A 23848-nucleotide genomic window follows, 5' to 3' on the forward strand; every position below is an offset into this window, starting at 1 on the left:
ATGCATTATCCTCCTTATGACTCCAACTTCTGAAGTCATGTTAAGTAACCTTCCTGATTTAAAGCCTAGGTATGCAGGTTACTCCTTCCCCTATCCATACTCATACATACGTTAACTTCGTCGTTCTGATTCCTTGTATAGGGCACAAAATCAGCAGCCATCCGACTGCTGATTGAGATGAAGCAACGTACTATGACATTCATCCGGGTATACCGGTGTATATTTATTTCAACTTTTGCTTCTCTGCATCTTTGGGCTGCAGCAGCTGGTCAGCCGGTGTATCCGGATTCATCCAGTTGTCAATCAAATCCCGGGCTTCCTGCACATCATCCATGTCGGGCTCGTTGTAATAGACGCCGCCAATTTTCATGCCTTCCCCCATGATTGTAAAGCTGGTCATATCCACTTTGCCCCCGGTCAGCATCTGCTTCGCCAGGTCAATAATGAATTTAGGCTGCATATCGGTCTGGAAATTATCTCCCATGATCTCAATAAGTTCAGGCACCTTGCCGATCTGATCAAGCTTCATCACCCGCTTGGCCGCTACGTCCAAAAACACTTGTTGTCTCTTCGCACGATTAAAGTCGCTATCTTCCCGATATCGGACATAATTCAAAGCTTCCTCGCCGTTATAAATCGGTTTGTTGGCTTCAATCGTGAATTTCTCATGGTCTCTGCCTTTATTGACGATATCCTTGCCGATCGGCAGCTCCACGCCCCCGATGGCATCAACAACATTCTTCAAGCCCTTAAAATTAATGGAAGCATAATAATTAAGTTCTTCCTCGAAAAATGCCTCCATCGTATCTTTGGCCATTTGATGTCCGCCAAATGCAAACGCGTGGTTAATCTTGTCTTTCTTGTCCTTACCGATAATATCGACATACGTGTCCCTAGGAACCGATATTAAGAGCACTTTGGACTCCATGGGACGTACAACCGCATAGATCAACGTATCCGAACGCGCAGGTTCATCCTCCCGCTGGTCACTCCCAAGCAGCATAACGGAGAACGGTTCGCTCTGGAGTACTACAGGTTCAGGGGTCTTGTCGCTCTGGAGCGGTTTATACGATTTCTGCAATGATTCCTCTACATCTTTTGCCATAAACAGATCAAATGCTACAACCGCAAGCTGCGTTCTGAACAGAAACGCGGTGGAGCCCAGCAGTATGACCAAAGCGAGAGTAATATATATTGATTTCCTCTTCATGAGTTCGATTCCTTCTTTATTATAAAATAATTTAATGGATAAGTCAGATCGTTAAAGGTCCTTGCTTGCACCCCAAGCTACTTGGCTCACCCTCCTCTCCTTATTAAACGGGAACTCTTCCCGTTGACTCACTTCATATCAGTAGGCCAGTTCCAACACATCATCTATTGTAAACCAGATTATTGTCAAATGTGAACCCTTCACGGGCAGTTCTATAAATCTACCAAATCTTCAACGATCCGCTAAACGGGTCTCTTATCATACGTAAGAGCGGCTGTGACTCCTGAATATTGAAACCAGTCATCCAGTCGCTCTCTCCATGTTAACGTTTTAGCAAATCCGTAGTCAAACAGCTTGCGTGTCTCTTCGAATCTTGCTTCTTTAGACTCGGTACCCATGACAACGGCAACAAGCCGACTGCCTTGTTTCTCCGCGGTGCCCGTGAAGCAGTATCCTGCATTGACCGTGTACCCTGTTTTTAAGCCGTCCGTGCCTTCATAGGAATAAGGGCCTCCTACCGATGGCAGCATCCAATTGGTGTTGCTTAAATATAAATTGCGTCCACTGATCTTGGTTTGGGTCTTGCTGGAGGTGCTAAGAATATCCGGGTGGCTGCGAATCAAATGCGCTGCCAGTTTGGCCGTATCCTCTGCGGTCATCACTGTTTCTCCATCCAATGGCCAGGCTTGATCGCTGCCTGTGTCTCGCTCGACTCCTGACGCGTTCACGAATCGTGTCGCGCTGGATAAACCAATCTCTTTTGCTTTGGCATTCATTTTTCGGACAAACGCTTCCTCAGAGCCCGCAAAATGCTCGGCAAGTGCTACGGCGGCATCATTCGCCGAATAAACCGTTATGCTCTGGAACAATTCGCGCACCGTCAGAATTTCACCCGATTTCAGGGCAATCTTAACTCCTCTGACGTCCGTTGCGAGATCACTTATTTTGACTTCATCGTCCCAGGATCTGCTTCCGGTTTTGATATCATCAAGAATAACCAACTCGGTCATCAACTTGGACATGCTTGCAGGCGGTAAAGGTACATCGCCATTTTTGCTGAGCAAAATACGCCCGGTGTTTAAATCCATCAAGACAACCGCTCGCGCGTCCACCTTCGGTTTAAACCCCGCTCGTTCTATATTTCCTATGACAACCGCCCCAATCGGGACGATAATTAACAACATCATGACCAACCAAAGCCACCGTTTTTTCATAGAATTAGCCCTCCATAGTTATAGACGGTTGAAAGGGGCATTTGGTCTGCGTTTTTTCAGAAATTTTATTTAGAAATTTTTGTAAATACGGTCGATTAGTCACTCGGAAATTAAAAAGACCCCCTTCCGTCCGCAGACGGAGGAAGTCCCCCTATGAATCTATTTATTTTCTAATACATGTCCTGATTGCTGTCAGAAAACTTAGATATGTAGAGTCATATTAAGCGTAGTGACAAGCAACGAAGTGGTTATTACCCATATCGCGATACTCTGGAATCTCCTGCTTGCATAGTTCTGAAGCCAGTGGACAACGAGTATGGAACTTGCAGCCTGATGGCGGATTCGCCGGGCTCGGAATGTCGCCTTGCAATACAATCCGCTCGCGCTTCAGCGTTGGATCCGGTACCGGAACTGCCGACAACAATGCCTTCGTATAAGGGTGCAGAGGATTGCGGAACAGTTCTTCCTTGCTAGCCATTTCTACCATCGATCCCAGATACATTACCCCAATTCGGTTGCACAGATGCTCTACAACACTGAGATCATGAGAAATGAACAAGTAGGTCAACTGTTTCTCGCGCTGCAAGTCACTAAGCAAGTTGATGATTTGCGCTTGAATCGATACGTCCAGTGCAGATACCGGCTCATCCGCTACGATAAAGTCTGGATTCAGAATCAACGCGCGGGCAATCCCGATCCGTTGACGCTGTCCACCGGAGAATTCATGCGGATAACGATCATAATGATAGGCAGCAAGGCCGCAAATCTCAAGCGTTTCTATAACGCGATCCTTAAGATCCCTACGGTTAACTAAACCATGGTCAATGAGTGCTTCGCCGATCGCTTCGCCAACCTTGATTCTTGGGTTCAGGGAGCTGAATGGATCCTGGAACACAATCTGCATCTTCGGACGCAGTGCACGCATTTTCTCTTTGGACAATGTATGGATATCTTGACCATTAAAGATAACTTTACCTTCCGTTTTCTCCAACAAACGGAGAATGGTTCGGCCAATGGTGCTCTTGCCGCAGCCGGATTCACCTACAAGCCCGAAGGATTCCCCTTTGTTGATGGTAAAGCTGACTCCGTCAACTGCTCTTACATTACCCACCGTCCGCTGCAATATGCCGCCGGTGATGGGAAAGTATTTCTTCAAACCATCAATTTCGATCAATGCTTGACTCATTACGCTTTCCCCTCCTCTTCATACAACCAGCAAGCGACCTTATGGCCGTTAGAATCGGTACCGAGCGGAGGTGTCTTCTCTCTACAAATCTGCATGCATGATTCACAGCGATCATGGAAATGACAGTTGTCTCCAAGATCTACCGGATTGGGTACCTGTCCCGGAATCGAATACAGACGTTCTTGGGTCTGGTTAATGATGGGCTTAGCTTTCAAAAGCCCCTTGGTATATGGATGCTTCGGCTGCTTGAAGAGCTCAATTACCGGAGCTTCTTCAATGACTTTTCCTGCATACATAACAACAACGTAATCAGCCATTTCGGCTACGACACCCAGGTCATGCGTAATCAGCATAATGGATGTATTCAGCTTCCCCTTGATGTCGCGCATCAAATCTAAAATCTGGGCCTGAATCGTAACATCAAGCGCAGTTGTTGGCTCATCTGCAATTAGGAGCTTGGGATTACAGCTAAGCGCAATCGCGATCATAATCCGCTGGCGCATACCGCCGCTGAGCTCATGCGGGTAGGAGTCGAAAATCTTCTCCGCACGCGGTATTCCTACCAGATTGATAAGGTCGATGGCACGTTGTTTAGCCTCTTTACGGTTTACGAGCTGATGTAGCAGAATCGGCTCTACAATCTGCTCCCCGATCGTTAACACCGGGTTGAGTGAGGTCATCGGCTCCTGGAAGATCATGGCGATATCGTTACCGCGAATCAAACTCATCTCGCGCTTGCTCATCTTCAGCAGGTCCTTGCCTTCATAAAAAATCTCACCGCCAACCGGAGGTGTATCAATTAAACGCATGAGTGACATGGCTGTCACGCTTTTACCACAGCCCGATTCACCGACCACGCACAGTGTCTCGCCTTCACGGATTTTGAAGCTGACATCGTCGACGGCTTTTACAGTACCTGCGGAGGTTTGAAAATGCGTTTTTAAATTGCGGAATTCAACTAATTCTTTTGCCATATTCGCCTCTCCTACTTCTTCATTTTCGGGTCAAGTGCGTCGCGAAGTCCGTCACCGATCAAGTTAATCGCAACTACGGTAACAAGAATACACATGCCTGGCGGTATCCACAGCCACGGTCTCTTGCGGAAGTCAATCAAATTGTTTGCCGCAGAAATCATATTCCCCCAGGATGGTGTTGGCGGAACAACCCCGACTCCTAGGAAACTCAATGCCGATTCATACAGGATAGCTCCCGCTACACCAAGCGTTGCAGATACAATGATGATTGGAATCGTATTAGGAAGCAGGTGACGGAAGATTTTTCGACGATCTTTAAGTCCCAGAGCTTCTGTTGCTTGCATAAACTCCTGTTCGCGGAGCGTTAAGATTTGACCACGTACGAGACGTGATATACTACTCCATCCCAATATACCGATTATAAGCATCAAGAAATAGATGCGTTTGGAAGGATCCACCTTCAAATCAGACAAAACCGCACCCATGATAATCAGAATTGGCAGCCCTGGCAGAGCCATGAAGATATCAGCAATACGCATAATCAGCGTATCTACCCATCTGCGATAGAATCCAGCCAATGCCCCAAGCGTAGCTCCGATAATAACGGAAATACCTGTAGCTACAAGTCCTACTGTTAAGGATATTCTCCCTGCGAGCATCATACGCAAGAGAATATCACGCCCAAGTTTATCTGTACCCAGCCAATACTTGGCACTTGGAGCCAAATTCTTATCAGCTACACTATAATCATACAAAGAATGAGGCGAAAATACCGGCCCAATAAAACACAACAAAAACATAAATACAATTATGAAAAGTCCGATGACAGCGAGACGGTTTCTGGAAAAACGGCGAATGGCCATTCTCCATGGGGAATCCGGCTGCTTCTTCGGAACTGGTAGATTCGTTTTTAATGGTGCAGCCTCTGCGGACAAATGAATCTCCTCCTACTTTAAGCGAATTCTTGGGTCAGCGGCGCCATATAGAACATCCGACAACAAGTTGCCGAGCAATGTCAATACGGAGATAAATATCGTGAAGCCGAGCATAAACGGATAATCCCGCATACTGATCGATTCCAGATATACCTGACCAACCCCAGGCCAAATGAAAATCTTCTCCAAAATGATGGCTCCACCAAATAAGCCTGGCAATTCGAAGCCCATCAAAGTGATCGCAGGAAGCATTGCATTACGCAAAGCATGCTTGAAGATAACCGTACGTTCCTTTAAGCCCTTAGCCCGTGCTGTCCGGATGTAATCCTGACGGATAACCTCCAGCATGCTTGTACGGAAATACCGTGTCAAGCTGCCTGTGCTGAGCATAGTAAGTACGGTAACCGGCAAGAACATATGCCATGCAATGTCAACCAGTTGCTGCCACGTGTTTCCATTCATACCTGAAGTCTTCATGCCGCCAACCGGGAACCACCCTAAATCCAAGGCAAAAATCTTGATGAGAAGGAGCCCGATAAAGAAAGAAGGCAGTGACATGCACAAAAAGATGAATAATGTCACGAGTTTATCAAACAATGAATACTGAAATTTAGCCGAGAATACCCCAGCAAAGATAGCAATGATCCAGCTTAATATTAACGAAAAAACAGCAATAAAAAAGGAGTTCCATACATAGTTACCCATAACGGCAGTAACCGGTTGTTTGTGCTGAAGGGAATCTCCGAGATTGCCCTTTAACATATTGCCAGCCCAAGTGAAGTATCGCTCCACCGGCGGCTTATCCAAACCATAAATTTCCCGAAGCTGCGCTGCTTTCTCAGCAGTCATCGTCGGGTTATCCATTGCAGTGATATAATCACCTGGCACCATTGCTGATATTGCAAATATGAGAATCGAGATCCCGATCATTGTCGGGATAATCTGCAGCAGCCTCCGGATAATGTACTGCTTCATAATATTCCTCCCGGCTTATAAGTGGATATGCCCAGCTCTTGCGAGCTGAGCATATGTTTCCTGCTGTTATTGTTCAAGTTCGACTTTGTAAAGATCAAGCACGAAGTTTTTGTATGGAGTGATTTCCATACCTTTAACTCGGCTGTTGATACCCCACATATCACGTCTTTGGTAAATCGGGAGATCCGGAACGTCTTGATTCAGCACTTGATATGCTTCTGCATATGCTGCTTTACGCTCCTCAAGATCGAAGGCTTTTAGACCTTTATCCATTGCTGCATCATAAGCAGGATTGGAGTATCCGATATCATTTTGCGCTCCTTTTGTACGGTATACAGTGGATTCTGGATCTGGAGTCAAGCCCCATGCAGCAAAGAACATTTCGAAATCGCCTTTATCCTTCTTATCCATGATCGCATTGAAGTCTAATGTTTCTGCAATGATCTTAATGCCAAGCTCTTGGTAGTTCTGATTCATTACCGGAATCAAAGCATCTACAACCGGGTTATCAGCTGTTGCAGAGAAGTGAAGCTCAAATTTCGTGCCGTCTTTCTCACGGATGCCATCAGCACCTGGAACCCAGCCTGCTTCATCAAGAAGCTGCTTCGCTTTCTCGATGTCGAAATCATGTGTATCGATACCTTCAGTAGTATATGCCCATGATACATTCGATTGTGGAATGTTGATTACGTTAGCATAAGGACCATAGATAATTTCAACGATTTCTGCACGGTTCAAACCGTATAATAATGCTTGACGAACTTTCGGATCTTGGAACTTAGGATTTTTATGGTTCAAGGCAACGTAACCGTACCCATTGGTTGGGAAGATGTTGATATCCAAGAAGCCCATGGATTTCAACTCTTCTACGGTATCTTCGTTAACGGTAACCATATCCATATCGATTTCACCGGATTGGAACATGGCCAATTTAGTTTCATCAGTAGTTGTTTTGTAAATTACGTTTTTGATTTTCGGAGCCCCCAGGAAGTAGTTCGGGTTAGCTTCCAATACAACCTCTTGACCAGGAGCGAAGCTCTTCAGTACATACTGACCGCTACCGATTGGTTTAGTATGCAGGTTCTTCATGTACTCCAGGTTGCCTTGTTTGTAATCTTTACCGTAGTATGCTTCTGGTACGAAAGAAATGTCTCCTAGAGAATCCTTCGTCATAGCGTTTGCTTCAGTTACTTCAATCTCGATGGTGTGGTCATCGATAACTTTAACACCAGAGATGTCCGTTGCTTTACCATCATGATACTCTTGACCACCTTTTACATGTGTCGAGAAGATATCAGATTGACCGTCATAGCTAGCATCATGAAGAACTTTCATCGCAAATGCATAATCTTTTACTGTTACAGGTGTGCCATCTGAATAAGTTACACCCTGTTTCAATTTAAACGTATACTTTAATTTATCCTCGGAAACTTCAACGCTTTCTGCCAAACGGTTCGAATACGTTCCATCACCGTTCAACGTGAAGAAAGAATCGAAAATTGCTTCTACAACATATTTATCATATGCTGTTTGCCAGAAGAACGGGTTGAAAACACCTTTTGGTGAAGTCATACCAACGATCAGTGTATCTTTACGATTTTTAGCAGCTGTTGGATTCTTAGATGGATCAGTCGCTTCGAAATAACCTTGGCTTTCGTCTCCAGTTTCAGCAGGCGGTTCTGTAGTATCTTTGTCGCCTTCAGCTGGTGGTGTTTGCTCCGTTTGCTCCCCTTGACTTGGCTGTTCTGCTGTTCCTCCGCCTCCACATGCTGCCAATACCGTCATGGCCAAAAGCATGATTGCAAGCAGGAGTGACATTCTTTTCTTCATGCGAATCCTCCTCTTAAAAAATGTTGTTGCAATATAAATTATCAGGACGAATATTGAAATCATCCTTAAATAATTTCGGTATTGAAGTTCTCTAGGATGTCATTGCATGATGTGAAATAAATTGAAAGTTTTACAGAAAATATACCATTGGTCAATTAGTGCCAAAGTCTCTAGCAAAATCTTCTTGCCTATAAAATTAATGTTATGATACGTGTAAATTTAGGTAACGTCAATTACTTTTTTTCATTTTTCTCAAAAATCATGTTTTTAACGTCATTTTCGAGGTTAATAATTAAGTTTATCTCCGTTGGATATCCTTAGTTTACTGAAAATGTATGTAATATCAAGATTTATTTACAATTTATAACTATATTCGTTCATGGTTTTGCAGCGTTCATGTAATATTAAATTACATATATTTCGGAATTTAATTCTATTTATTAATTTTTCGGTCTATTAGGTAATGTGTATGTTATTTAATTTAACATAACTTGAGTTGGTCTACCCTGAATACAAGTAGGAACCATTTTTATGTAATATATTATCCTTACGATATGCTTCAATTCGTTATTAGATGACGCAGATTTATGATTCTACTTTTTCATAGTTTAGGCTCCTACTGCGTTAAAGCTTAAAAAAGCAATCCGGGACTGTGATCCGGATTGCTTTCACGTTGAATTTCATGTCAGATAAATCAACCTTGCTCTTTCATACTTGCGAACTACAGATTCTTTACCCAAGCGAGTTTTAAATCCATCTCTTCAATGCACTGCTGGTGATCATGTGTATCATCAGCCACTAACGGCGTGACCGGATACATTCGCATCTGTCCGCGGTACGTATGAAGCAGCGGATGAACCGCATGTCTTCCTTGGATTTCCGGATCCAGCCACTTTGCCATATTTTCCTCAGACAAAATCGCCGGCATTCGGGTTTCGAACTCTCGAATCGCTTCATTGGCATCTGTCATTAGAACCGTACATGTTCTCATTTCATTTCCCCTGGCATCTCGCCATGTCTCGTATAGACCGGCCATACCAAATATTTCATGATCTCCGATAACGGTCCGTACCGCATAACTCCGTTTGCCAACCGTTCTCCAGTAATATAAACCGTTACAAGGGATCACACAGCGTCTTGTATCAATCGCTCTACGGTAAGTGGGATTTTGATCAACCGTTGTAATATCCGCATTGACCGCATCTTTACCCCAATAGGGCACTAGCCCCCACCGATACTCGTCGAGCACCCGCTCTCCCTGTTCCTGTACAATGACCGGCATGGTTTGAGTAGGGCTAATGTTGTATCGGCTTTTGTAGTAATACATTACCCGTTTGATGCCAAAGCGTTGATTCACTTCATCGATCCCAGCGGACAGCGAGAATCGTCTGCACATACAACTACCTCCTTTTTCCTTTATCGTTTGGATAATGGAGGCGGAATATGCATAATAAGACTAACAACATGGAGCTTCCACTACTTGTACGCTTGTATCCCTGGAGTGGACATTATATAATTGAAAGGTTTCTGCAAGTTATATGTAATCACATTATTAAATTTTCTTTAGCGCTCTGTCGTACCAATGTTCTGATATCATGTTTGTATACGATAGACATCATCTTCGACCAAGTAAGCATCAAATTTGCCCATAACGTTCTCTTCTATTGAGCCAACATTTCGATTGTACTTTATTTTCAAAGTGGTGATCTTCCCAGCTCTCATTTGATGAGCCGATACATACCTATATATAATAGAAGGAATTTTTTCAGATTTCTTTTTTTCGCCTTCATAATCGTATTTTTAATTCTTACAAGGGTACTCCAGTTATCTTATAAAATGTATTGCTTACAATAGACACTGTCCATTTAAAGCAGACATGGTTTCAGGGCTTTAAAACTGGAAAGCTTTACACTAGGCTTGTGTTTCTCGGTAGCTGCTTTTCCTTCTTAGTGTACACTCTGGGGAGACACGGTTCTTCTGCGGAGACATTATACATCCCAACATTTGGATAACCCTGATTCATCCCAAAATCAATTATTTCCGCATCACGTGCTGAGCTTTCACACCTGTGAGGTAAGCTTGGATTGTAACTTGTAAGACTCTCGTCTTTAACAACTCTCATCACATCCCTCCTCGAAACCAGCCTGTACTCTTCCATAATAAAAAACGGTCCAGCCTATAAGTTAGGCTGGACCGCTCTGACACAAATGATTACTCAGTTGTGTATGGAAGCAATGCGATTTGACGGGAGCGTTTGATCGCAATCGTCAGGGCACGCTGATATTTAGCGCTAGTACCTGTTACACGACGAGGCAAGATTTTTCCGCGCTCGCTGATGAATTTCTTGAGCAGGTCTGTATCTTTATAGTCAATGTGAGTAATTTTGTTCACAGTGAAGAAACATACTTTACGACGCTTGTTGCGGCCGCCACGGCGTGCTGGTCTTTTGTCGTTGTCTCCGCCTTCTCTTTGTTTAAAAGCCATGTGTTGTCAGTCCTTTCCGTATTAAAATGGCAAATCATCATCCGAAATATCGATCGGTTTTCCTTCATCGGAAAAAGGATCCTGATTGTTGTTTCGCGAGTTGTTATTGTTCCCACGGTTTCCGCCACTGCTATTGCTGTTGCTTCCTCCGCTAAACGATGATTCCTCACGATTTCCTCCGCCACCGCTTGTTTCACGGTTTGACTCCAAGAAGCGAACATTATCGGCAATGACTTCGGTGACGTATACACGCTTACCTTCGTTATTCTCGTAATTCCGCACTTGAATGCGCCCTTCTACAGCCGTCAGACGGCCTTTACGCAGATAGTTTGCACAAGTCTCCGCAAGCTGTCTCCAGGTCACGACCGGAATGAAATCCGCTTCGCGCTCCCCGCCTTGTCCAGTAAACGGACGATCGACAGCAAGTGTAAATTGCGTTACAGCAACACCTGAAGGAGTATATCGCAGCTCGGGATCCTTAGTCAGTCGGCCAATCAAAATGACACGGTTCAACAATCCAATCCCCTCCTTAGAACGAAATCAATTACAAAGTTTTTTTACGTATTAAGCAACGTCGTTCGTGATGAGATAACGAATAACTTCGTCAGAAATCTTCATGAGACGCTCAAGCTCAGCTACAACTTCAGGTGTTGCGTTGAAGTTTACCAGAACGAATACGCCATCACGGAATTTCTTGATCTCATACGCAAGACGGCGTTTACCCATTACGTCATGCTTTGTAATTTCTCCGCCGTTGGAGATGATGCCTTGGAATTTATCGACTGCAGCTTGAACAGCTTCTTGTTCAATGTCAGGACGAATAATGTACATCACTTCATATTTGCGCATATGTTTCACCTCCTTATGGACTTCGGCCCTCAATCTCTGTTGAGAGCAAGGAGCGAGTCTAACTCGCACCATAATACTATATCAGAACGGGTGATCGGATGCAAGTTTCTTTTCAATGCTGAATATGCTCTCTTCCCTTTATTACCGCGCTTTTCTCACTTTCCCTGCGATGATTTAGAGTCCAATGGCGCATGATAATACATGCAGTCCATCCATCATAATGAGGAGGAATTCCACAATGGGAGAACAGTCCGAATTTCGTGCAGGTGACAAAGCCCCAAACAACGGCATTTATATGGAAGTGGGCGTCAGAGACCATATCATGGGGATCGAAAATCCTCGTCAAATCCAAATGAACAAAGGTGATACGTTTCCTGAAACCCAAAACGACGATCGTGTATGGTTAAACAAGCGCAGAGTGCAGCCTAAGTAACCACCTGAAGTCATCAGCCTGGAGTTTTTTACATTATGCTTACCTCATCCTTTGCGCACGGTACGAAGTCAGGGCATGGCTTGAATCACTGTTGACCAAGCCATGCATTCTAAACATTTGATATTGGAATTTTTATCCGGTGAATTTTGTGTGTATACAAAGGCACCTTTATGCGCACATTATAATCAGGCGGTGCATGAGAGAGGTGTGGTTCCGTTGAACGTTGCAGCAGAACGACGCATGAGGTTTCTGATCGTCACACGGATTGCAAGCTGAGGAAATGAGCCGAATGCTTGACCTCTTGGACAAGTGAAGCTATTGACAAGGTTCGCAGAAGTGCTGATAAAATGATTCCAATTCACAAGCACCGCCTACCCAGAAGGAAGGGCCCAATCGGGCCCTTCTTTTTTGTGCAAAATACTCGGGACCAAAAACTCAATTTTGTTCCAACGAAAAACACCCTCTGCAGGTCGTCTGCATGAGGGTGTTTTATTCAAAGGCGCTTTACAGCTTAACGCCTAAATTATGTATCAACATCGTTTATAACCATAACAGCGGAACTTTAAACGATTGGTGGCGGAAAGGGTGGGATTCGAACCCACGCACGCCTTGCGACGCCTAGCTGATTTCGAGTCAGCCCCCTTGGGCCTCTTGGGTACCTTTCCACAGCAAGGTTGATTATATCATGGAAACATTATCTGGTCAATAGCTTGTCTTAACGCTTCGGGGAGGAGATATTACGGTGTATCTCCTGCCCCTTCCGTCTCCTGAGCCGAACGTAAAACCTTCTTCATATTCTTCTCAAACTTTAAACGGGGGATTAACACACTATGCTGACATTTGGTACATTTGATCCGAATATCCATCCCCATGCGAATAATCTCCATCTCATTATTCCCACAAGGATGCGGCTTCTTCATCTGAACGATATCCCCTAACTGAAATACCTTGCGCTCCATGGCTACCGCTCCCTTTTACTTCTATCACTTCTTCTATCTATTATATATCATTGGTTAACCGATTAGATCAACCCTGCACGCGTTCTTGTCCCAAATCCCGTGCTTCAATCGCCTGTTTGATATCCGTAAAAATCTGACGCTCCACATCTTCCCTTGCATTCGGATTGCATTCCGCCACAATACGAACAACATACTCGGAAGTATTCAATGACTGGATTCCTAATACATCCGGTGTTCGCTGTACCTCGGGACTGCGATCCATGATTCCCGTTAGGGCCGCTTGAATCAGTGTAATCGTGTCCTTCACCTGCTGGTCGTTCTTTACCGGTAGATCTACAATGGCTAATGAGTTGGAAAGGGAGTAGTTCGTGACGCTGGTAATCATCCCGTTCGGAATAATATAGGTCTCCCCATTCAATCCCTTTACACGCGAGGTGCGAAGCCCGATCATTTCGACAGTTCCCCGGTACTCACCACTTTTGATTACATCACCTACCGCAAACTGATCCTCGAATATAATGAAGAATCCGGTAATAACGTCCTTCACTAAACTCTGTGCACCAAAACCTATAGCAAGACCAAGGACTCCGGCACCGGCTAACAGCGGTCCTAACTCGAAGTGGAACTCCGAGAGAATGATCAAAATCATGACAAAGTTGCATACAACGGAGGTTACATTTTTTAACAACTCCCCTACCGTGACAAAACGTCTTGAGTTCACTTGTATTCGACTCTTCTCCTGCCTAAGGAGAAACTGATCAATCATTTTATACACAACCCGTATCACAAGACGCGTCAGAATAAAAATGATGATAACCCGAATGCCGGATGACAGGATATGCATCCACATCTCTTCATTCGTTAACCATCCCCAGACTTTATCTTTCAAGCCTTCAGCCTCCTTAGCCAATCCCTCTAAATCCACATCATCTGCATCCCCTGATAAGTAACCAAAGCCCCTCATCCTGATGTCCTCCTCTTACTCTTCGATGTTGATATACCTCTCGTTGTTATGCAGCGCAAAGATTCCCCGGATCTCCACATGCTCCTGCTGAATGATCTCTTGAACATCTTTTAACGCATCATATGGGAATTGAATCGATAATGCACAGCCTGCTGTAATCTCTTTTGGTGTAGGAAAAAGATCAATTTCGATATCCGCGTACTCCAACAGCATTTCCGCACGCAGTGCCTGCTGGGTGGAATCGAATGCGATCAACATCGCGCCTTCCACTGCCCCGTCCCCCTCCATCATACCTATCATTTCTATGTATGATCTTCTCATCATCATTTCCAATGATTAAGAGTTTTATATAAACCTTTTCATAGATCAACATATTCATATACCTCATGCAGTCCAGGTCATATCCTCTTTCTAAGAACATCCTTCTGTCTGACATGAATATAAATCACATTTTAAGCGAATCCCAAAGTATAAAAACAGTCTTTCATCCATATACTGATACTACCAAATGCAGACGAAAGGAAGATTCTATGAACCGTCTATCTAAAATCACGTCTCGCCCGGAGGCTTCCAGCTTAAAAATACCACACACAGACCCTAATATCCATTCTGCTATTATACATCGCTTGCTCTTCCATCTCTCTGACGCCCGTATTCAGCATCGTCCGCTTGTCATTGTCTGCATCGGTACCGACCGGTCTACCGGCGACTGCCTGGGGCCGCTTGTCGGCACCTCACTTGCACGCTACAACAGTTCCATGTTTCATCTCTACGGTACGCTGGACGAGCCTGTCCACGCCATGAATCTGAAGGATACGCTAACGGCCATATACGAAAAATTCGACAACCCTTTTGTAATCGGAATTGATGCTTGTTTAGGGCAATCATCAAGTGTAGGCTCTATTCAGATATCCGATGGTCCTCTAAAGCCTGGAGCCGGCGTACATAAAGAATTACCGCCGGTCGGCGATATCCATGTAACGGGTATCGTCAATGTCGGCGGCTTTATGGAATACTTCGTATTGCAGAACACTCGCTTAAGCTTGGTCATGCGGTTGTCTGATATTATTGCAACCTGCCTATTTGCAGGCATCAAAGAGTGGAACCGTTCTACCCTTCTTGCAGCGCAAGAGTGACGGCCTCTTTTTCTTCTGGAGACAATGGATATTTGGACTGCCCATCCTTCAGTGGTTTAGCGTACACAAAAGAGCTCTCCCGGTTATGCAGACCGGTCAGCACGATTCCTTCCTCTTGTTCGCTGAGAATAGCCAGGGAGAAGCTCATTTCGTTTCCCCGCTCGCCAAACGCATTGTATCGTACGATACCAACCTTGGACTTCATCCCTTTCAAACTGCCGCTGATCGTATCCAGCATTTTTTGATGATTGGCATGCCCCTCTTCAATCTCATCCATTTGGATTTTCAATTGGACCAACAGTGATTCGATGTCTTCTACCCCACTACCTGCCATCATCGCATCATAACGACGCCTCATTTTACGTAGTTTTGTCCCTTGTACAATTAAAGTTACCCATAAGATCAAGATGATCATGACCATTCCGACGACAAACCAATGAAGCTGCTCCATGATCAATTCATTTAATTCAGACATGCTTTCTTCCTTCCTCTTCTCCATCTTGATCTATTCAATTAACTATGAATCTCTGCAATCGCTTTTCGCATGAACTCTACCTCGTCACGGCTAGTAGATATCCCCACGCTCGCTCTGATTGCACCCGTCTGTTCCGTGCCTGATACCATATGGGCAAGCGGTGTACAATGATAACCGGCACGCACAGCAATTCCATATTCCCGGTCCAGTCGGAAAGCCAATTCAGACGCACTGAATCGCTCCGACACAAATGCAACAATACCTGTCCTCGCCTGTCCAAGAGCAGGACCTAGTATTCGAAGGCCTCCTACCTCTTGTAGACCCTCCATCATACATTGCGTTAACTCCCATTCATGCCGGTAAATATGCTGGGGTGTCCATTCAAGCACCTTCTTCACACCCGCTTGCAATCCCGCATATCCAATCGTGTTAGGCGTCCCTGCCTCATATCGATCCGGACGTACCGTTGGCTGTTCAATAGCCTCCGATTGACTCCCTGTGCCTCCGTGCAGTAATGGTTCCAGATCAATATCAGGCGAGATATACAACCCGCCTGTCCCCTGCGGCCCCAGAAGCCCTTTATGCCCCGGAAAAGCCAACATGCCTACATGCATCTCCTCCACGTGAACATCCAGCATACCGGCACTCTGGGCAGCATCTACGAGCAGTACAGCCCCTTTCCTCTTCACCAGTTCTCCTATTTCAACGAGAGGAATAATCGAACCAAGAAGATTGGAACTGTGACTACATACAACAAGCCTAGTATTAGAACGAAAAGCTCCCTCCATTAGTTGCACATCAAGCTGACCTTCCTCATCGACAGGAACATAGTCCACTTGTATCCCTCGGGTGCGTTTCAAAAACTCTAACGGTCTTCGCACTGAGTTATGTTCAATCATAGTGGCAATCACATGGTCGCCTTCACGCAAATAGCCTTTGATTGCTAAATTCAACGCTTCTGTTGTATTCGATGTCAGCGCAATATCATTAGGATTTTTCACCCCAAACAAATCGGCGAGCGTCTTTCGCGTTCCGTAGAGTACACGAGAAGCTTTCACCGCCATCCGGTGACTCCCACGTCCCGGGTTTGCAGCCTCCTCCTCCATTGCCTTTCTCATCGCCTCAAATACTTCAGGAGGCTTTGGCCACGAAGTGGCTGCATGATCCAGATAAACGATCGGGTCCATGATGTTTCCCCTTCATCTTTACCGTATTGGTGTCTCTTAACAGGATATGTCCAAAAACCTCTTTAATCCAGCATCAAGGCTATGGCTTCACGTTTAGTTAAATAAAGACATATCTCATTCCCTTACAGGAACGTCGACATGTCTTTGGTTTTTAATCGCACTCATTTGCTGTTCGACCATTTGTTGTTCAACCCGTCACTCACAATAGTATCTTCTTCAACAAAACTACGACTCTTTATTGAAGAAGTTCCAACAACCGCTCCAGGTCCTGTCTGCTATAGTAATTAAGCTCAATCTTCCCTTTATCCTTATTGTGCTTAATTTTGACAGTTGTTTTAAACCGTTCTCTCAGATCCTCTTCCAGATGATCGATATAAGGATCCCTATTCTTAACCTTAGGCTTCGCTTTATCCGTTGGTTTACGATCCAGATTCTTAACAGCTTCCTCTAGTTCACGAACACTCCACTCTTGCTCAACACACTGTTTTGCCAACTGCTTAACAAGAATTGGATCCTTAATTCCAACGATCGCTCGGGCATGTCCCATGGATAATGTTCCACGTGAAACATTATCCTTCACTTCTTCTGGTAGAGAAAGCAACCGCAAAAAGTTAGCGATGTGAGAACGAGACTTACCTACCTTCAATGAAAGCTCTTCTTGGGTTAAGGAAAATTGTTCCATCAAACCTTGATAAGCTACAGCAATCTCCATGGCGTTCAGGTTCTCGCGCTGCAGGTTCTCAATCAGGGCAATTTCCATAACTTGTTGATCGCTAAAAGATCGAACCACCGCCGGAATCGTAGCTTTTCCGCAATATTGAGATGCCCGGAATCTGCGCTCCCCGGCAATAATCTCATACCCTTTCAGCACACTGCGGACGATAATCGGTTGTATAACTCCATGCTGACGGATCGATTCCGCCAATTCCTGGATTGCCTCATCGTTAAATGTCTTGCGCGGCTGATACGGATTCGCTCGCAATTGACTGAGCGGAATTTCCACTACCTTGTCATCATCATGAATAGACAAAGATGGAATAAGCGCATCCAGCCCTTTTCCCAATCGTTTACTCATACGAGATCACTTCCTTTGCCAGCTCCAAGTATACTTCCGCTCCCTTAGAACGAGGATCATATGTAATGATCGACTGTCCATGAGAAGGTGCCTCACTCAAACGAATGTTTCTAGGAATAATCGTTCTGTACACTTTTTCCTGAAAATACTTTTTCACTTCTTCAATCACTTGAATGCCCAGGTTCGTGCGCGCATCCAGCATCGTCAGCAATACGCCTTCAATCTTGAGAGAGGTATTCAGATGTTTCTGAACAAGGCGAACCGTATTCAGCAGCTGACTCAGACCCTCCAGTGCGTAATACTCACATTGAATCGGGATAATTACTGAATCGGCCGCGGTCAATGAATTGATCGTTAAAATGCCAAGCGATGGAGGACAATCAATCAAAATATAATCGTACTGAGGCTTGATTAATTGTAGTGATTTCTTCAATCGTACCTCACGAGAAATCGTAGGGACAAGCTCAATCTCAGCACCAGCCAATTGAATGGTTGCCGGAATGATGTCCAATCCTTCTATGTTAGTCCCACAGATGGCGTCCTTCGGGTGTACTTCATTGATGATAATATCATATATGCAATTTGCAACATCGGCTTTATTAATGCCAACCCCACTCGTTGTATTCCCTTGGGGGTCTATATCCACCAAAAGCACCCGTTTGCCTAGCGAAGCCAATCCAGCTCCCAGATTGACGGAAGTCGTCGTTTTGCCGACACCGCCCTTTTGATTTGCTATGGCAATTATCTTTGACACTCATTTCACCTCAATGTAGGAAGACTCTTCTAAGTAGTCGCAATAGATGATATACAGCGATAGGCTGTATATGTATTAAGCGAACGATCCCGGTAACTCCGGGATGCCCAGGATATAGCGGTGATGAAAATGAGTAATAATAAATTACATGGTTCTCATCTGTAACAACAAACCTTACCCCTTCGTTAATCGATACAGCCTGGTGCAGGGCACTATCTCTTGATCAACAGAAAAAGCGGTACGATGCATACCGCTTCACACCATATCTTAACGTTTAGGTATTTTTATAACGATCTCATAGTGATCTTCATGATCATTCTCTGTTGTTTTAATTGCCATCCCGGAACCGGATACCATATCAATCGATTGACGAATCGTGTTCAAAGCCAGGCGAACATCCTTACTATAAGATATACGCTTAGACTTCTTCATCGTTGTTACTTCTTTATAAAAGGCGATTCGTGCCTCCGTCTGCTTCACATTCAGTTCCTTGGTAATGATCTCATCCAGCACCTTGAGCTGGGTTTCTTCATTATCCAAAGAAAGCAGCGCACGAGCATGGCGTTCCGTCACTTTACGTTCCATCAAGGCCACTTTGACTGCTTCCGGCAGCTGCAGCAAGCGAATCTTGTTTGCAATCGTAGACTGGCTTTTTCCTAAACGCTGTGCCAAGCTCTCTTGTGTCAGTTGATGAAGATCAATCAGCTTCTGATAAGCAACAGCCTCTTCAATGGACGTCAGTCCTTCACGCTGCAAATTTTCGATTAACGCAATCGATGCCGCCTGTGAATCGTTGAACTCCCGAACAATGGCCGGAATCGTGTCCAGACCCAGCTTCTTAACCGCACGCCAGCGGCGTTCCCCTGCAATGATCTCATACATGCCATTACGGACACGAACAACGATAGGTTGAATGACTCCATGAGTTTTAATCGTCTGGAGCAGTTCATCAATCTTCTCATCATCAAAAATCGTCCGTGGCTGGTATGGGCTGCTGACAATCTCGTTTACCGGGATTTGTTTCACTTCATCCCCTTGGTTCCGCTCTGCCGCTAAGCCAAACAATCTCGAAAATTGTTCTTTCATTCCGTATATTACCACCTAATTTCATGATAGCACGGATAAGCCTCCGAATATCCCGGAATCGGTTAAACGATTGGACAACCACAATATGGAGCCATACACAGATGATTCCACCATCCATTGGCGCTAGAATCCACTGTGGTGCCAGGCATTTCCCTGCAAAAACAGATTTCATGCTGATCAGAGAAAAGACGCCTGTGGTGATCATAGACGTATTACTCTGATCCAAACCGCTGCATGAAGCGGTTTCTTCTTGAGAGATATAACAGGAGGTTTTATCATGATGCTTACTATCAATCGATATCTCACAAGTGGTATATATGTTTTCTACTTCGCATAAGGCCATGATCCCCTTGGGATCGCACGGCACTTTCCAAAAAACAGCAGCCACAACGATCAAGGTTGTTGACTGCACGAAGCAAGGATGGAAAAGTGACCAAACCAGGATTTATACTCTTTCATCCTATTAAAGAACGGGCAAACCGGCCCTTCTGTCCAAATGGATACTACGATTCTATTCTACCACTTTTTGTCCTATAACTCTATTCTCCAATATCACCTTTTTTCCTTCATTTCTCGCTTGCTTTATACATGATTTGTGCACAGTTCCAAAGTTTTTGCGTCGATATCATGTTAATAGGCCACCTTTATCTATCCTGCAGCCTTTCTAACGATCCTAGCATTCAGAATAATTGTGGGATTTGCCAATAGATTAGATCTCTCCAACGACCAATATCATCCAAGTCAAAGACGAGCTGAATCTCAAAAGCTAGTAGATGAATGAATACGAATTATGTAACATCGTGCGTCACTGCTCCCTTTGCGCACTTAGCGTTCTCCGGCGCATGATTATGATACCTTCAAACTTCCTTTCCTTAGGGGGTCTATCCTTCAATATTCAAGTTAGATAATATAGTTGATATCATAATAATCTGACAAGAAATAACACTTCCAAAGGGATGTCTATTTATACCCGACAACTTACTTCTAATGTTTCACGTGAAACATTGCAAATTTATCAGGTGCATCCACAGCGTTGATTTCATTCTTATTTATAAGCTCAGCTTGAACTTAAAAATCTCCCTTTAGAAGCCAGCCTTGGTTATGTTTAATAAAATCCACGCAAAGGGTGAACGCGTGACCAAAACCTAAAGATGCTTCCGTATAGACTTCCTCCCACTCGGTGATCCGAGTCGAATTCTTTATGTGATTTCACCCACGCCCCGATCTATAGAATAGATAAACGTACTGATGGACTTAACCAACGAAATCAAAATAAACAACGGTCTCTATGTGTATTGCATATGTGAATAGAAAAAGATATTAACGACCGATCTGCCCGCTCAACAAATCTTACACAGCCAATTAAAAAAGAGAAGAACTCCATAGAGTCCTTCTCTTTGATTAGTTTACTTGTCTCCTTGCCAAACTTGCTTCTGCAAGGGAGTCATTGATAGTGCCTTAGATCGGAGTTGCAAGATACTTACACAATCGGCGTCTTGCTGGCCGTACCCGCCTTGCGGGGGTACTTAGAAGGCGTGGCTCCCTTTTTATCGATCACCACGATATGCCGGCCAGATTCCTCTACGGGTAAGGAGAACGAATGAACCTTGTTCAAAGCCCCTCTCAGTTCCTTCAAGCTGCGAGCCGCCTCCTTCACCTCTTCCGTAGGGTCACTGCCCTTCATAGCGGCGAATCGCCCCCCTACCTTGGTGAAAGGTAGACAGAACTCGTTCAACACAGCCATGCGAGCAACCGCTCTTGCGGTGACCAGGTCGAACCCGTCACGGTACCCCTGCTTACGAGCAACCTCTTCCGCACGTCCGTGAATCAGTTCAACCCCATTCAGGCCAATCGTATCCACAACATGCTTCAGAAAGTTAATTCGTTTGTTAAGCGAATCCACAATCGTCAGTTTCACATGCGGGAAACATATTTTCAGAGGAATACCCGGGAAGCCAGCGCCTGATCCGATATCCGCCAGATTGCCGATTTGAGTCATATCCACGTAAAAGGCGAGTGTAATCGAGTCGTAAAAATGCTTCGTATAAACTTGCTCCCGTTCGGTAATTCCGGTTAAATTCATTTTCTCGTTCCACTCTACCAGTATTTCGTAATACATCTCGAACTGGTGAAGCTGTATCTCATCGATCGTAATCCCGTGCTCACCGAGCCGGTCAACAAAAGCCTTCTGAATGTCGTCCATTCCTTATCCTTTCGCTGCGGTTACCCGGTTATAATGCTCCAGGTAAACGAGAAGTATCGAAATATCCGCTGGCGTTACACCTGCAATGCGTGATGCCTGACCGATGGAGATCGGACGGATCTTGTTCAGCTTCTGCCGAGCTTCCATGGCCAGTCCGTTGATTTCGTCATAAACGATATCTTCGGGAATGCGTTTTTTCTCCATCTTCTGCAGCTTTTCCACATGACCCAGCTGTTTCTCAATATAACCCGCATATTTGATTTGAATTTCGACTTGCTCCTTCATTTCCTCATCCAGTTCGTAAGGAGACGGCGAGAGCGACTCAATCATCGCAAACGTGATTTCCGGACGACGCAGGATCGTCAGCATATTGCTTCCATCCACAATCGGTGCAGAACCGGCCGCTTCCAGCATCGCATTCACTTCAACCGGCTTCACCTTCGTTTGACGAAGACGTTCGATCTCTTGCTCAACCAGCTGCTTCTTCTGAATGAATTTAGCATAACGCTCTTCCGAAATGAGGCCGATGTCGTGACCGATTTCAGTAAGACGCAAATCGGCATTATCATGACGAAGCAGCAGACGATATTCTGCACGGGAGGTGAGCAAACGATAAGGCTCATTTGTCCCTTTAGTCACCAGATCATCGATCAGCACTCCAATATAACCCTGGGAACGATCCAATATCACTGGCTCTTTGCCCTGCACTTTACGTGCTGCATTGATTCCCGCCATAATGCCTTGTCCTGCTGCCTCTTCATAGCCCGAGGTTCCATTGATCTGTCCGGCTGTGAACAGACCCGGCAGTTTTTTCGTTTCCAAAGACGGCCACAGCTGTGTTGGCACCATTGCATCATACTCGATAGCATATCCGTTACGCATCATTTCTACCTTCTCCATTCCGGGGATGGAACGAAGAACCGCAAGCTGAACATCCTCAGGCATGCTGGTGGATAGCCCTTGCACGTAGTATTCTTTCGTATTTTTACCTTCAGGCTCAAGGAAAATTTGATGTTTCGGTTTGTCGGCAAAACGAACGATCTTGTCCTCGATGGATGGACAATAACGTGGCCCAGTACCTTCAATAACGCCGGAGAACATCGGTGCGCGGTGAAGGTTGTCATTGATGATCTGATGCGTATCCACCGACGTATACGTCAACCAGCAAGGAAGCTGCTCATTGTCGGAGGACTTTGTTTCATAAGAGAAGAACTTAGGCTTCTCATCCCCAGGCTGAATTTCGGTCTTGGAGAAATCAATCGTATCCTTATGCACCCGCGGGGGTGTACCTGTCTTGAAGCGAACAAGGTCAAATCCAAGCTCGCGCAGGTTATGCGCAAGTTTTACCGACGGCTGTTGATTGTTCGGACCGCTCTCATACATCAATTCCCCCATAATAACTTTACCGCGCAAATACGTACCGGTTGTCAGCACAACGGCTTTCGCACGATATTCCGTACCCGTCTGCGTTATGATCCCCACGCACACACCATCTTCTACGATCAGCTGATCCACCATACCCTGACGAAGGGTAAGCTTCTCTTCCTTCTCCATCGTCTCTTTCATGGTATGCTGATAAGAAAACTTATCGGCTTGAGCACGCAGCGCATGGACAGCCGGACCTTTACCTGTATTCAACATTCGCATTTGAATGAAAGTTTTATCAATATTGCGTCCCATTTCTCCGCCCAGTGCGTCGATTTCGCGCACGACATGGCCTTTGGCAGGCCCTCCAATGGACGGGTTACACGGCATAAAAGCAACCATATCCAAGTTGATGGTAACCATCAACGTTTCAGCACCCATTCGTGCAGATGCAAGTGCAGCCTCGCAGCCGGCATGTCCTGCACCGACTACAATCACGTCATAAGTGCCACCCATATAGCTCATAGCTCACCATCCTGTTCTAATTGTGTTAT

The 23848-nt window shown here is 45.1% G+C and carries 23 protein-coding genes and 1 tRNA gene; 2 read left to right on the plus strand and 22 right to left on the minus strand.

The genetic code is table 11. The features are described 5' to 3' along the window. Window positions 1-223: 223 nt before the first annotated feature. The 11 genes from MHH48_RS34730 to rpsF all read right to left on the minus strand — a co-directional run bounded on the left by MHH48_RS34730 (window position 224) and on the right by rpsF (window position 11657). On the minus strand, window positions 224-1210 hold the full coding sequence (locus MHH48_RS34730) for an LCP family protein (protein WP_076326275.1): 987 nt from the start codon (window positions 1208-1210) through the stop codon (window positions 224-226). A gap of 242 nt (window positions 1211-1452) precedes the next feature. After that, window positions 1453-2424, minus strand: a complete 972-nt coding sequence (locus tag MHH48_RS34735) for a D-alanyl-D-alanine carboxypeptidase family protein (RefSeq protein ID WP_076326276.1) — start codon at window positions 2422-2424, stop codon at window positions 1453-1455. Window positions 2425-2644: 220 nt separating this feature from the next. After that, complete coding sequence (locus tag MHH48_RS34740) at window positions 2645-3610, minus strand: dipeptide ABC transporter ATP-binding protein (RefSeq protein ID WP_076326277.1); 966 nt, start codon at window positions 3608-3610, stop codon at window positions 2645-2647. Beyond that, on the minus strand, window positions 3610-4584 hold the full coding sequence (locus MHH48_RS34745; RefSeq protein WP_076326278.1) for an ABC transporter ATP-binding protein: 975 nt from the start codon (window positions 4582-4584) through the stop codon (window positions 3610-3612). Before MHH48_RS34745 ends, MHH48_RS34740 begins: the two co-directional genes overlap by 1 nt. 11 nt (window positions 4585-4595) lie before the next feature. Then, on the minus strand, window positions 4596-5519 hold the full coding sequence (gene opp4C / locus MHH48_RS34750; protein ID WP_076326279.1) for an oligopeptide ABC transporter permease: 924 nt from the start codon (window positions 5517-5519) through the stop codon (window positions 4596-4598). Between the two features lie 12 nt (window positions 5520-5531). Continuing rightward, complete coding sequence (locus MHH48_RS34755; RefSeq protein ID WP_076326280.1) at window positions 5532-6494, minus strand: ABC transporter permease; 963 nt, start codon at window positions 6492-6494, stop codon at window positions 5532-5534. A 66-nt stretch (window positions 6495-6560) separates the two neighbouring features. Next, the gene (locus MHH48_RS34760) at window positions 6561-8324 is read right to left on the minus strand and encodes an ABC transporter substrate-binding protein (protein WP_076326281.1); all 1764 of its coding nucleotides are present in this window, start codon (window positions 8322-8324) and stop codon (window positions 6561-6563) included. A gap of 721 nt (window positions 8325-9045) precedes the next feature. Beyond that, window positions 9046-9720 (minus strand): SOS response-associated peptidase, encoded by a 675-nt coding sequence (locus MHH48_RS34765; protein ID WP_076326282.1) that lies wholly within the window; start codon window positions 9718-9720, stop codon window positions 9046-9048. 815 nt (window positions 9721-10535) lie between these two features. Further along, the gene (rpsR, locus tag MHH48_RS34770) at window positions 10536-10808 is read right to left on the minus strand and encodes a 30S ribosomal protein S18 (protein ID WP_006207333.1); all 273 of its coding nucleotides are present in this window, start codon (window positions 10806-10808) and stop codon (window positions 10536-10538) included. A gap of 21 nt (window positions 10809-10829) precedes the next feature. Further along, window positions 10830-11324, minus strand: a complete 495-nt coding sequence (gene ssb / locus MHH48_RS34775) for a single-stranded DNA-binding protein (protein ID WP_076326285.1) — start codon at window positions 11322-11324, stop codon at window positions 10830-10832. Window positions 11325-11372: 48 nt separating this feature from the next. Beyond that, the gene (rpsF, locus tag MHH48_RS34780) at window positions 11373-11657 is read right to left on the minus strand and encodes a 30S ribosomal protein S6 (protein ID WP_036640509.1); all 285 of its coding nucleotides are present in this window, start codon (window positions 11655-11657) and stop codon (window positions 11373-11375) included. 238 nt (window positions 11658-11895) lie between these two features. On the opposite strand from rpsF, the gene MHH48_RS34785 reads away from it, so the two are divergent. Further along, entirely contained in the window at window positions 11896-12090 is a 195-nt protein-coding gene (locus tag MHH48_RS34785) for a YjzC family protein (RefSeq protein WP_053490757.1), read from the plus strand. 574 nt (window positions 12091-12664) lie between these two features. On the opposite strand, the gene MHH48_RS34790 is transcribed toward MHH48_RS34785, so the two are convergent. The 4 genes from MHH48_RS34790 to MHH48_RS34805 all read right to left on the minus strand — a co-directional run bounded on the left by MHH48_RS34790 (window position 12665) and on the right by MHH48_RS34805 (window position 14283). After that, window positions 12665-12755, minus strand: a tRNA-Ser gene (locus tag MHH48_RS34790). 72 nt (window positions 12756-12827) lie between these two features. Then, window positions 12828-13049 carry a DUF951 domain-containing protein gene (locus MHH48_RS34795; RefSeq protein WP_076326286.1) on the minus strand — a complete coding sequence of 74 codons (222 nt, stop codon included), beginning with the start codon at window positions 13047-13049 and terminating at the stop codon, window positions 12828-12830. Between the two features lie 67 nt (window positions 13050-13116). After that, window positions 13117-14013: a mechanosensitive ion channel family protein gene (locus MHH48_RS34800; RefSeq protein ID WP_076326287.1), complete on the minus strand. Its 897-nt coding sequence runs from the start codon at window positions 14011-14013 to the stop codon at window positions 13117-13119. Window positions 14014-14028: 15 nt separating this feature from the next. Beyond that, window positions 14029-14283 (minus strand): DUF3343 domain-containing protein, encoded by a 255-nt coding sequence (locus tag MHH48_RS34805; RefSeq protein ID WP_083659846.1) that lies wholly within the window; start codon window positions 14281-14283, stop codon window positions 14029-14031. A gap of 260 nt (window positions 14284-14543) precedes the next feature. Here MHH48_RS34805 and yyaC point away from each other — a divergent pair, with 260 nt between their 5' ends. Further along, window positions 14544-15149, plus strand: a complete 606-nt coding sequence (gene yyaC / locus MHH48_RS34810) for a spore protease YyaC (protein WP_076326288.1) — start codon at window positions 14544-14546, stop codon at window positions 15147-15149. Here the strand turns inward: yyaC and MHH48_RS34815 are convergent. The 7 genes from MHH48_RS34815 to mnmG all read right to left on the minus strand — a co-directional run bounded on the left by MHH48_RS34815 (window position 15124) and on the right by mnmG (window position 23819). Beyond that, a complete protein-coding gene (locus MHH48_RS34815) occupies window positions 15124-15624 on the minus strand; it encodes a DUF4446 family protein (protein WP_076326289.1) in 501 nt (166 codons plus the stop codon). The genes yyaC and MHH48_RS34815 overlap by 26 nt on opposite strands. Before the next feature lie 38 nt (window positions 15625-15662). After that, window positions 15663-16811: an aminotransferase class V-fold PLP-dependent enzyme gene (locus MHH48_RS34820; RefSeq protein ID WP_076326290.1), complete on the minus strand. Its 1149-nt coding sequence runs from the start codon at window positions 16809-16811 to the stop codon at window positions 15663-15665. Between the two features lie 235 nt (window positions 16812-17046). Then, complete coding sequence (locus tag MHH48_RS34825) at window positions 17047-17886, minus strand: ParB/RepB/Spo0J family partition protein (protein WP_076326291.1); 840 nt, start codon at window positions 17884-17886, stop codon at window positions 17047-17049. Next, the gene (locus MHH48_RS34830) at window positions 17879-18640 is read right to left on the minus strand and encodes an AAA family ATPase (RefSeq protein ID WP_076326292.1); all 762 of its coding nucleotides are present in this window, start codon (window positions 18638-18640) and stop codon (window positions 17879-17881) included. Before MHH48_RS34830 ends, MHH48_RS34825 begins: the two co-directional genes overlap by 8 nt. A 267-nt stretch (window positions 18641-18907) precedes the next feature. Continuing rightward, complete coding sequence (gene noc, locus MHH48_RS34835) at window positions 18908-19726, minus strand: nucleoid occlusion protein (protein WP_076326293.1); 819 nt, start codon at window positions 19724-19726, stop codon at window positions 18908-18910. A gap of 1480 nt (window positions 19727-21206) precedes the next feature. Then, window positions 21207-21929: a 16S rRNA (guanine(527)-N(7))-methyltransferase RsmG gene (gene rsmG / locus MHH48_RS34840; RefSeq protein ID WP_076326294.1), complete on the minus strand. Its 723-nt coding sequence runs from the start codon at window positions 21927-21929 to the stop codon at window positions 21207-21209. A 3-nt stretch (window positions 21930-21932) separates the two neighbouring features. Beyond that, window positions 21933-23819 carry a tRNA uridine-5-carboxymethylaminomethyl(34) synthesis enzyme MnmG gene (mnmG, locus tag MHH48_RS34845; RefSeq protein WP_076326295.1) on the minus strand — a complete coding sequence of 629 codons (1887 nt, stop codon included), beginning with the start codon at window positions 23817-23819 and terminating at the stop codon, window positions 21933-21935. Between the last annotated feature and the right edge of the window lie 29 nt (window positions 23820-23848).

Origin of the sequence: Paenibacillus sp. FSL F4-0100, from assembly GCF_037993005.1 — a bacterium.
GTDB lineage: Bacteria > Bacillota > Bacilli > Paenibacillales > Paenibacillaceae > Paenibacillus_AQ.

Bases quoted from the DNA above. Each gene is read 5' to 3' on its own strand.
- MHH48_RS34820 (WP_076326290.1), bottom strand. From the start codon at position 16,811: ATGGACCCGATCGTTTATCTGGATCATGCAGCCACTTCGTGGCCAAAG.
- rpsF (WP_036640509.1), bottom strand. From the start codon at position 11,657: ATGCGCAAATATGAAGTGATGTACATTATTCGTCCTGACATTGAACAA.
- rsmG (WP_076326294.1), bottom strand. From the start codon at position 21,929: ATGGACGACATTCAGAAGGCTTTTGTTGACCGGCTCGGTGAGCACGGG.
- MHH48_RS34815 (WP_076326289.1), bottom strand. From the start codon at position 15,624: ATGTCTGAATTAAATGAATTGATCATGGAGCAGCTTCATTGGTTTGTC.
- MHH48_RS34730 (WP_076326275.1), bottom strand. From the start codon at position 1,210: ATGAAGAGGAAATCAATATATATTACTCTCGCTTTGGTCATACTGCTG.
- MHH48_RS34755 (WP_076326280.1), bottom strand. From the start codon at position 6,494: ATGAAGCAGTACATTATCCGGAGGCTGCTGCAGATTATCCCGACAATG.
- MHH48_RS34735 (WP_076326276.1), bottom strand. From the start codon at position 2,424: ATGAAAAAACGGTGGCTTTGGTTGGTCATGATGTTGTTAATTATCGTC.
- MHH48_RS34795 (WP_076326286.1), bottom strand. From the start codon at position 13,049: ATGGAGCGCAAGGTATTTCAGTTAGGGGATATCGTTCAGATGAAGAAG.
- MHH48_RS34785 (WP_053490757.1), top strand. From the start codon at position 11,896: ATGGGAGAACAGTCCGAATTTCGTGCAGGTGACAAAGCCCCAAACAAC.
- mnmG (WP_076326295.1), bottom strand. From the start codon at position 23,819: ATGAGCTATATGGGTGGCACTTATGACGTGATTGTAGTCGGTGCAGGA.
- rpsR (WP_006207333.1), bottom strand. From the start codon at position 10,808: ATGGCTTTTAAACAAAGAGAAGGCGGAGACAACGACAAAAGACCAGCA.
- MHH48_RS34765 (WP_076326282.1), bottom strand. From the start codon at position 9,720: ATGTGCAGACGATTCTCGCTGTCCGCTGGGATCGATGAAGTGAATCAA.
- yyaC (WP_076326288.1), top strand. From the start codon at position 14,544: ATGAACCGTCTATCTAAAATCACGTCTCGCCCGGAGGCTTCCAGCTTA.
- MHH48_RS34745 (WP_076326278.1), bottom strand. From the start codon at position 4,584: ATGGCAAAAGAATTAGTTGAATTCCGCAATTTAAAAACGCATTTTCAA.
- MHH48_RS34800 (WP_076326287.1), bottom strand. From the start codon at position 14,013: ATGAGGGGCTTTGGTTACTTATCAGGGGATGCAGATGATGTGGATTTA.
- noc (WP_076326293.1), bottom strand. From the start codon at position 19,726: ATGAAAGAACAATTTTCGAGATTGTTTGGCTTAGCGGCAGAGCGGAAC.
- MHH48_RS34740 (WP_076326277.1), bottom strand. From the start codon at position 3,610: ATGAGTCAAGCATTGATCGAAATTGATGGTTTGAAGAAATACTTTCCC.
- MHH48_RS34760 (WP_076326281.1), bottom strand. From the start codon at position 8,324: ATGAAGAAAAGAATGTCACTCCTGCTTGCAATCATGCTTTTGGCCATG.
- MHH48_RS34825 (WP_076326291.1), bottom strand. From the start codon at position 17,886: ATGAGTAAACGATTGGGAAAAGGGCTGGATGCGCTTATTCCATCTTTG.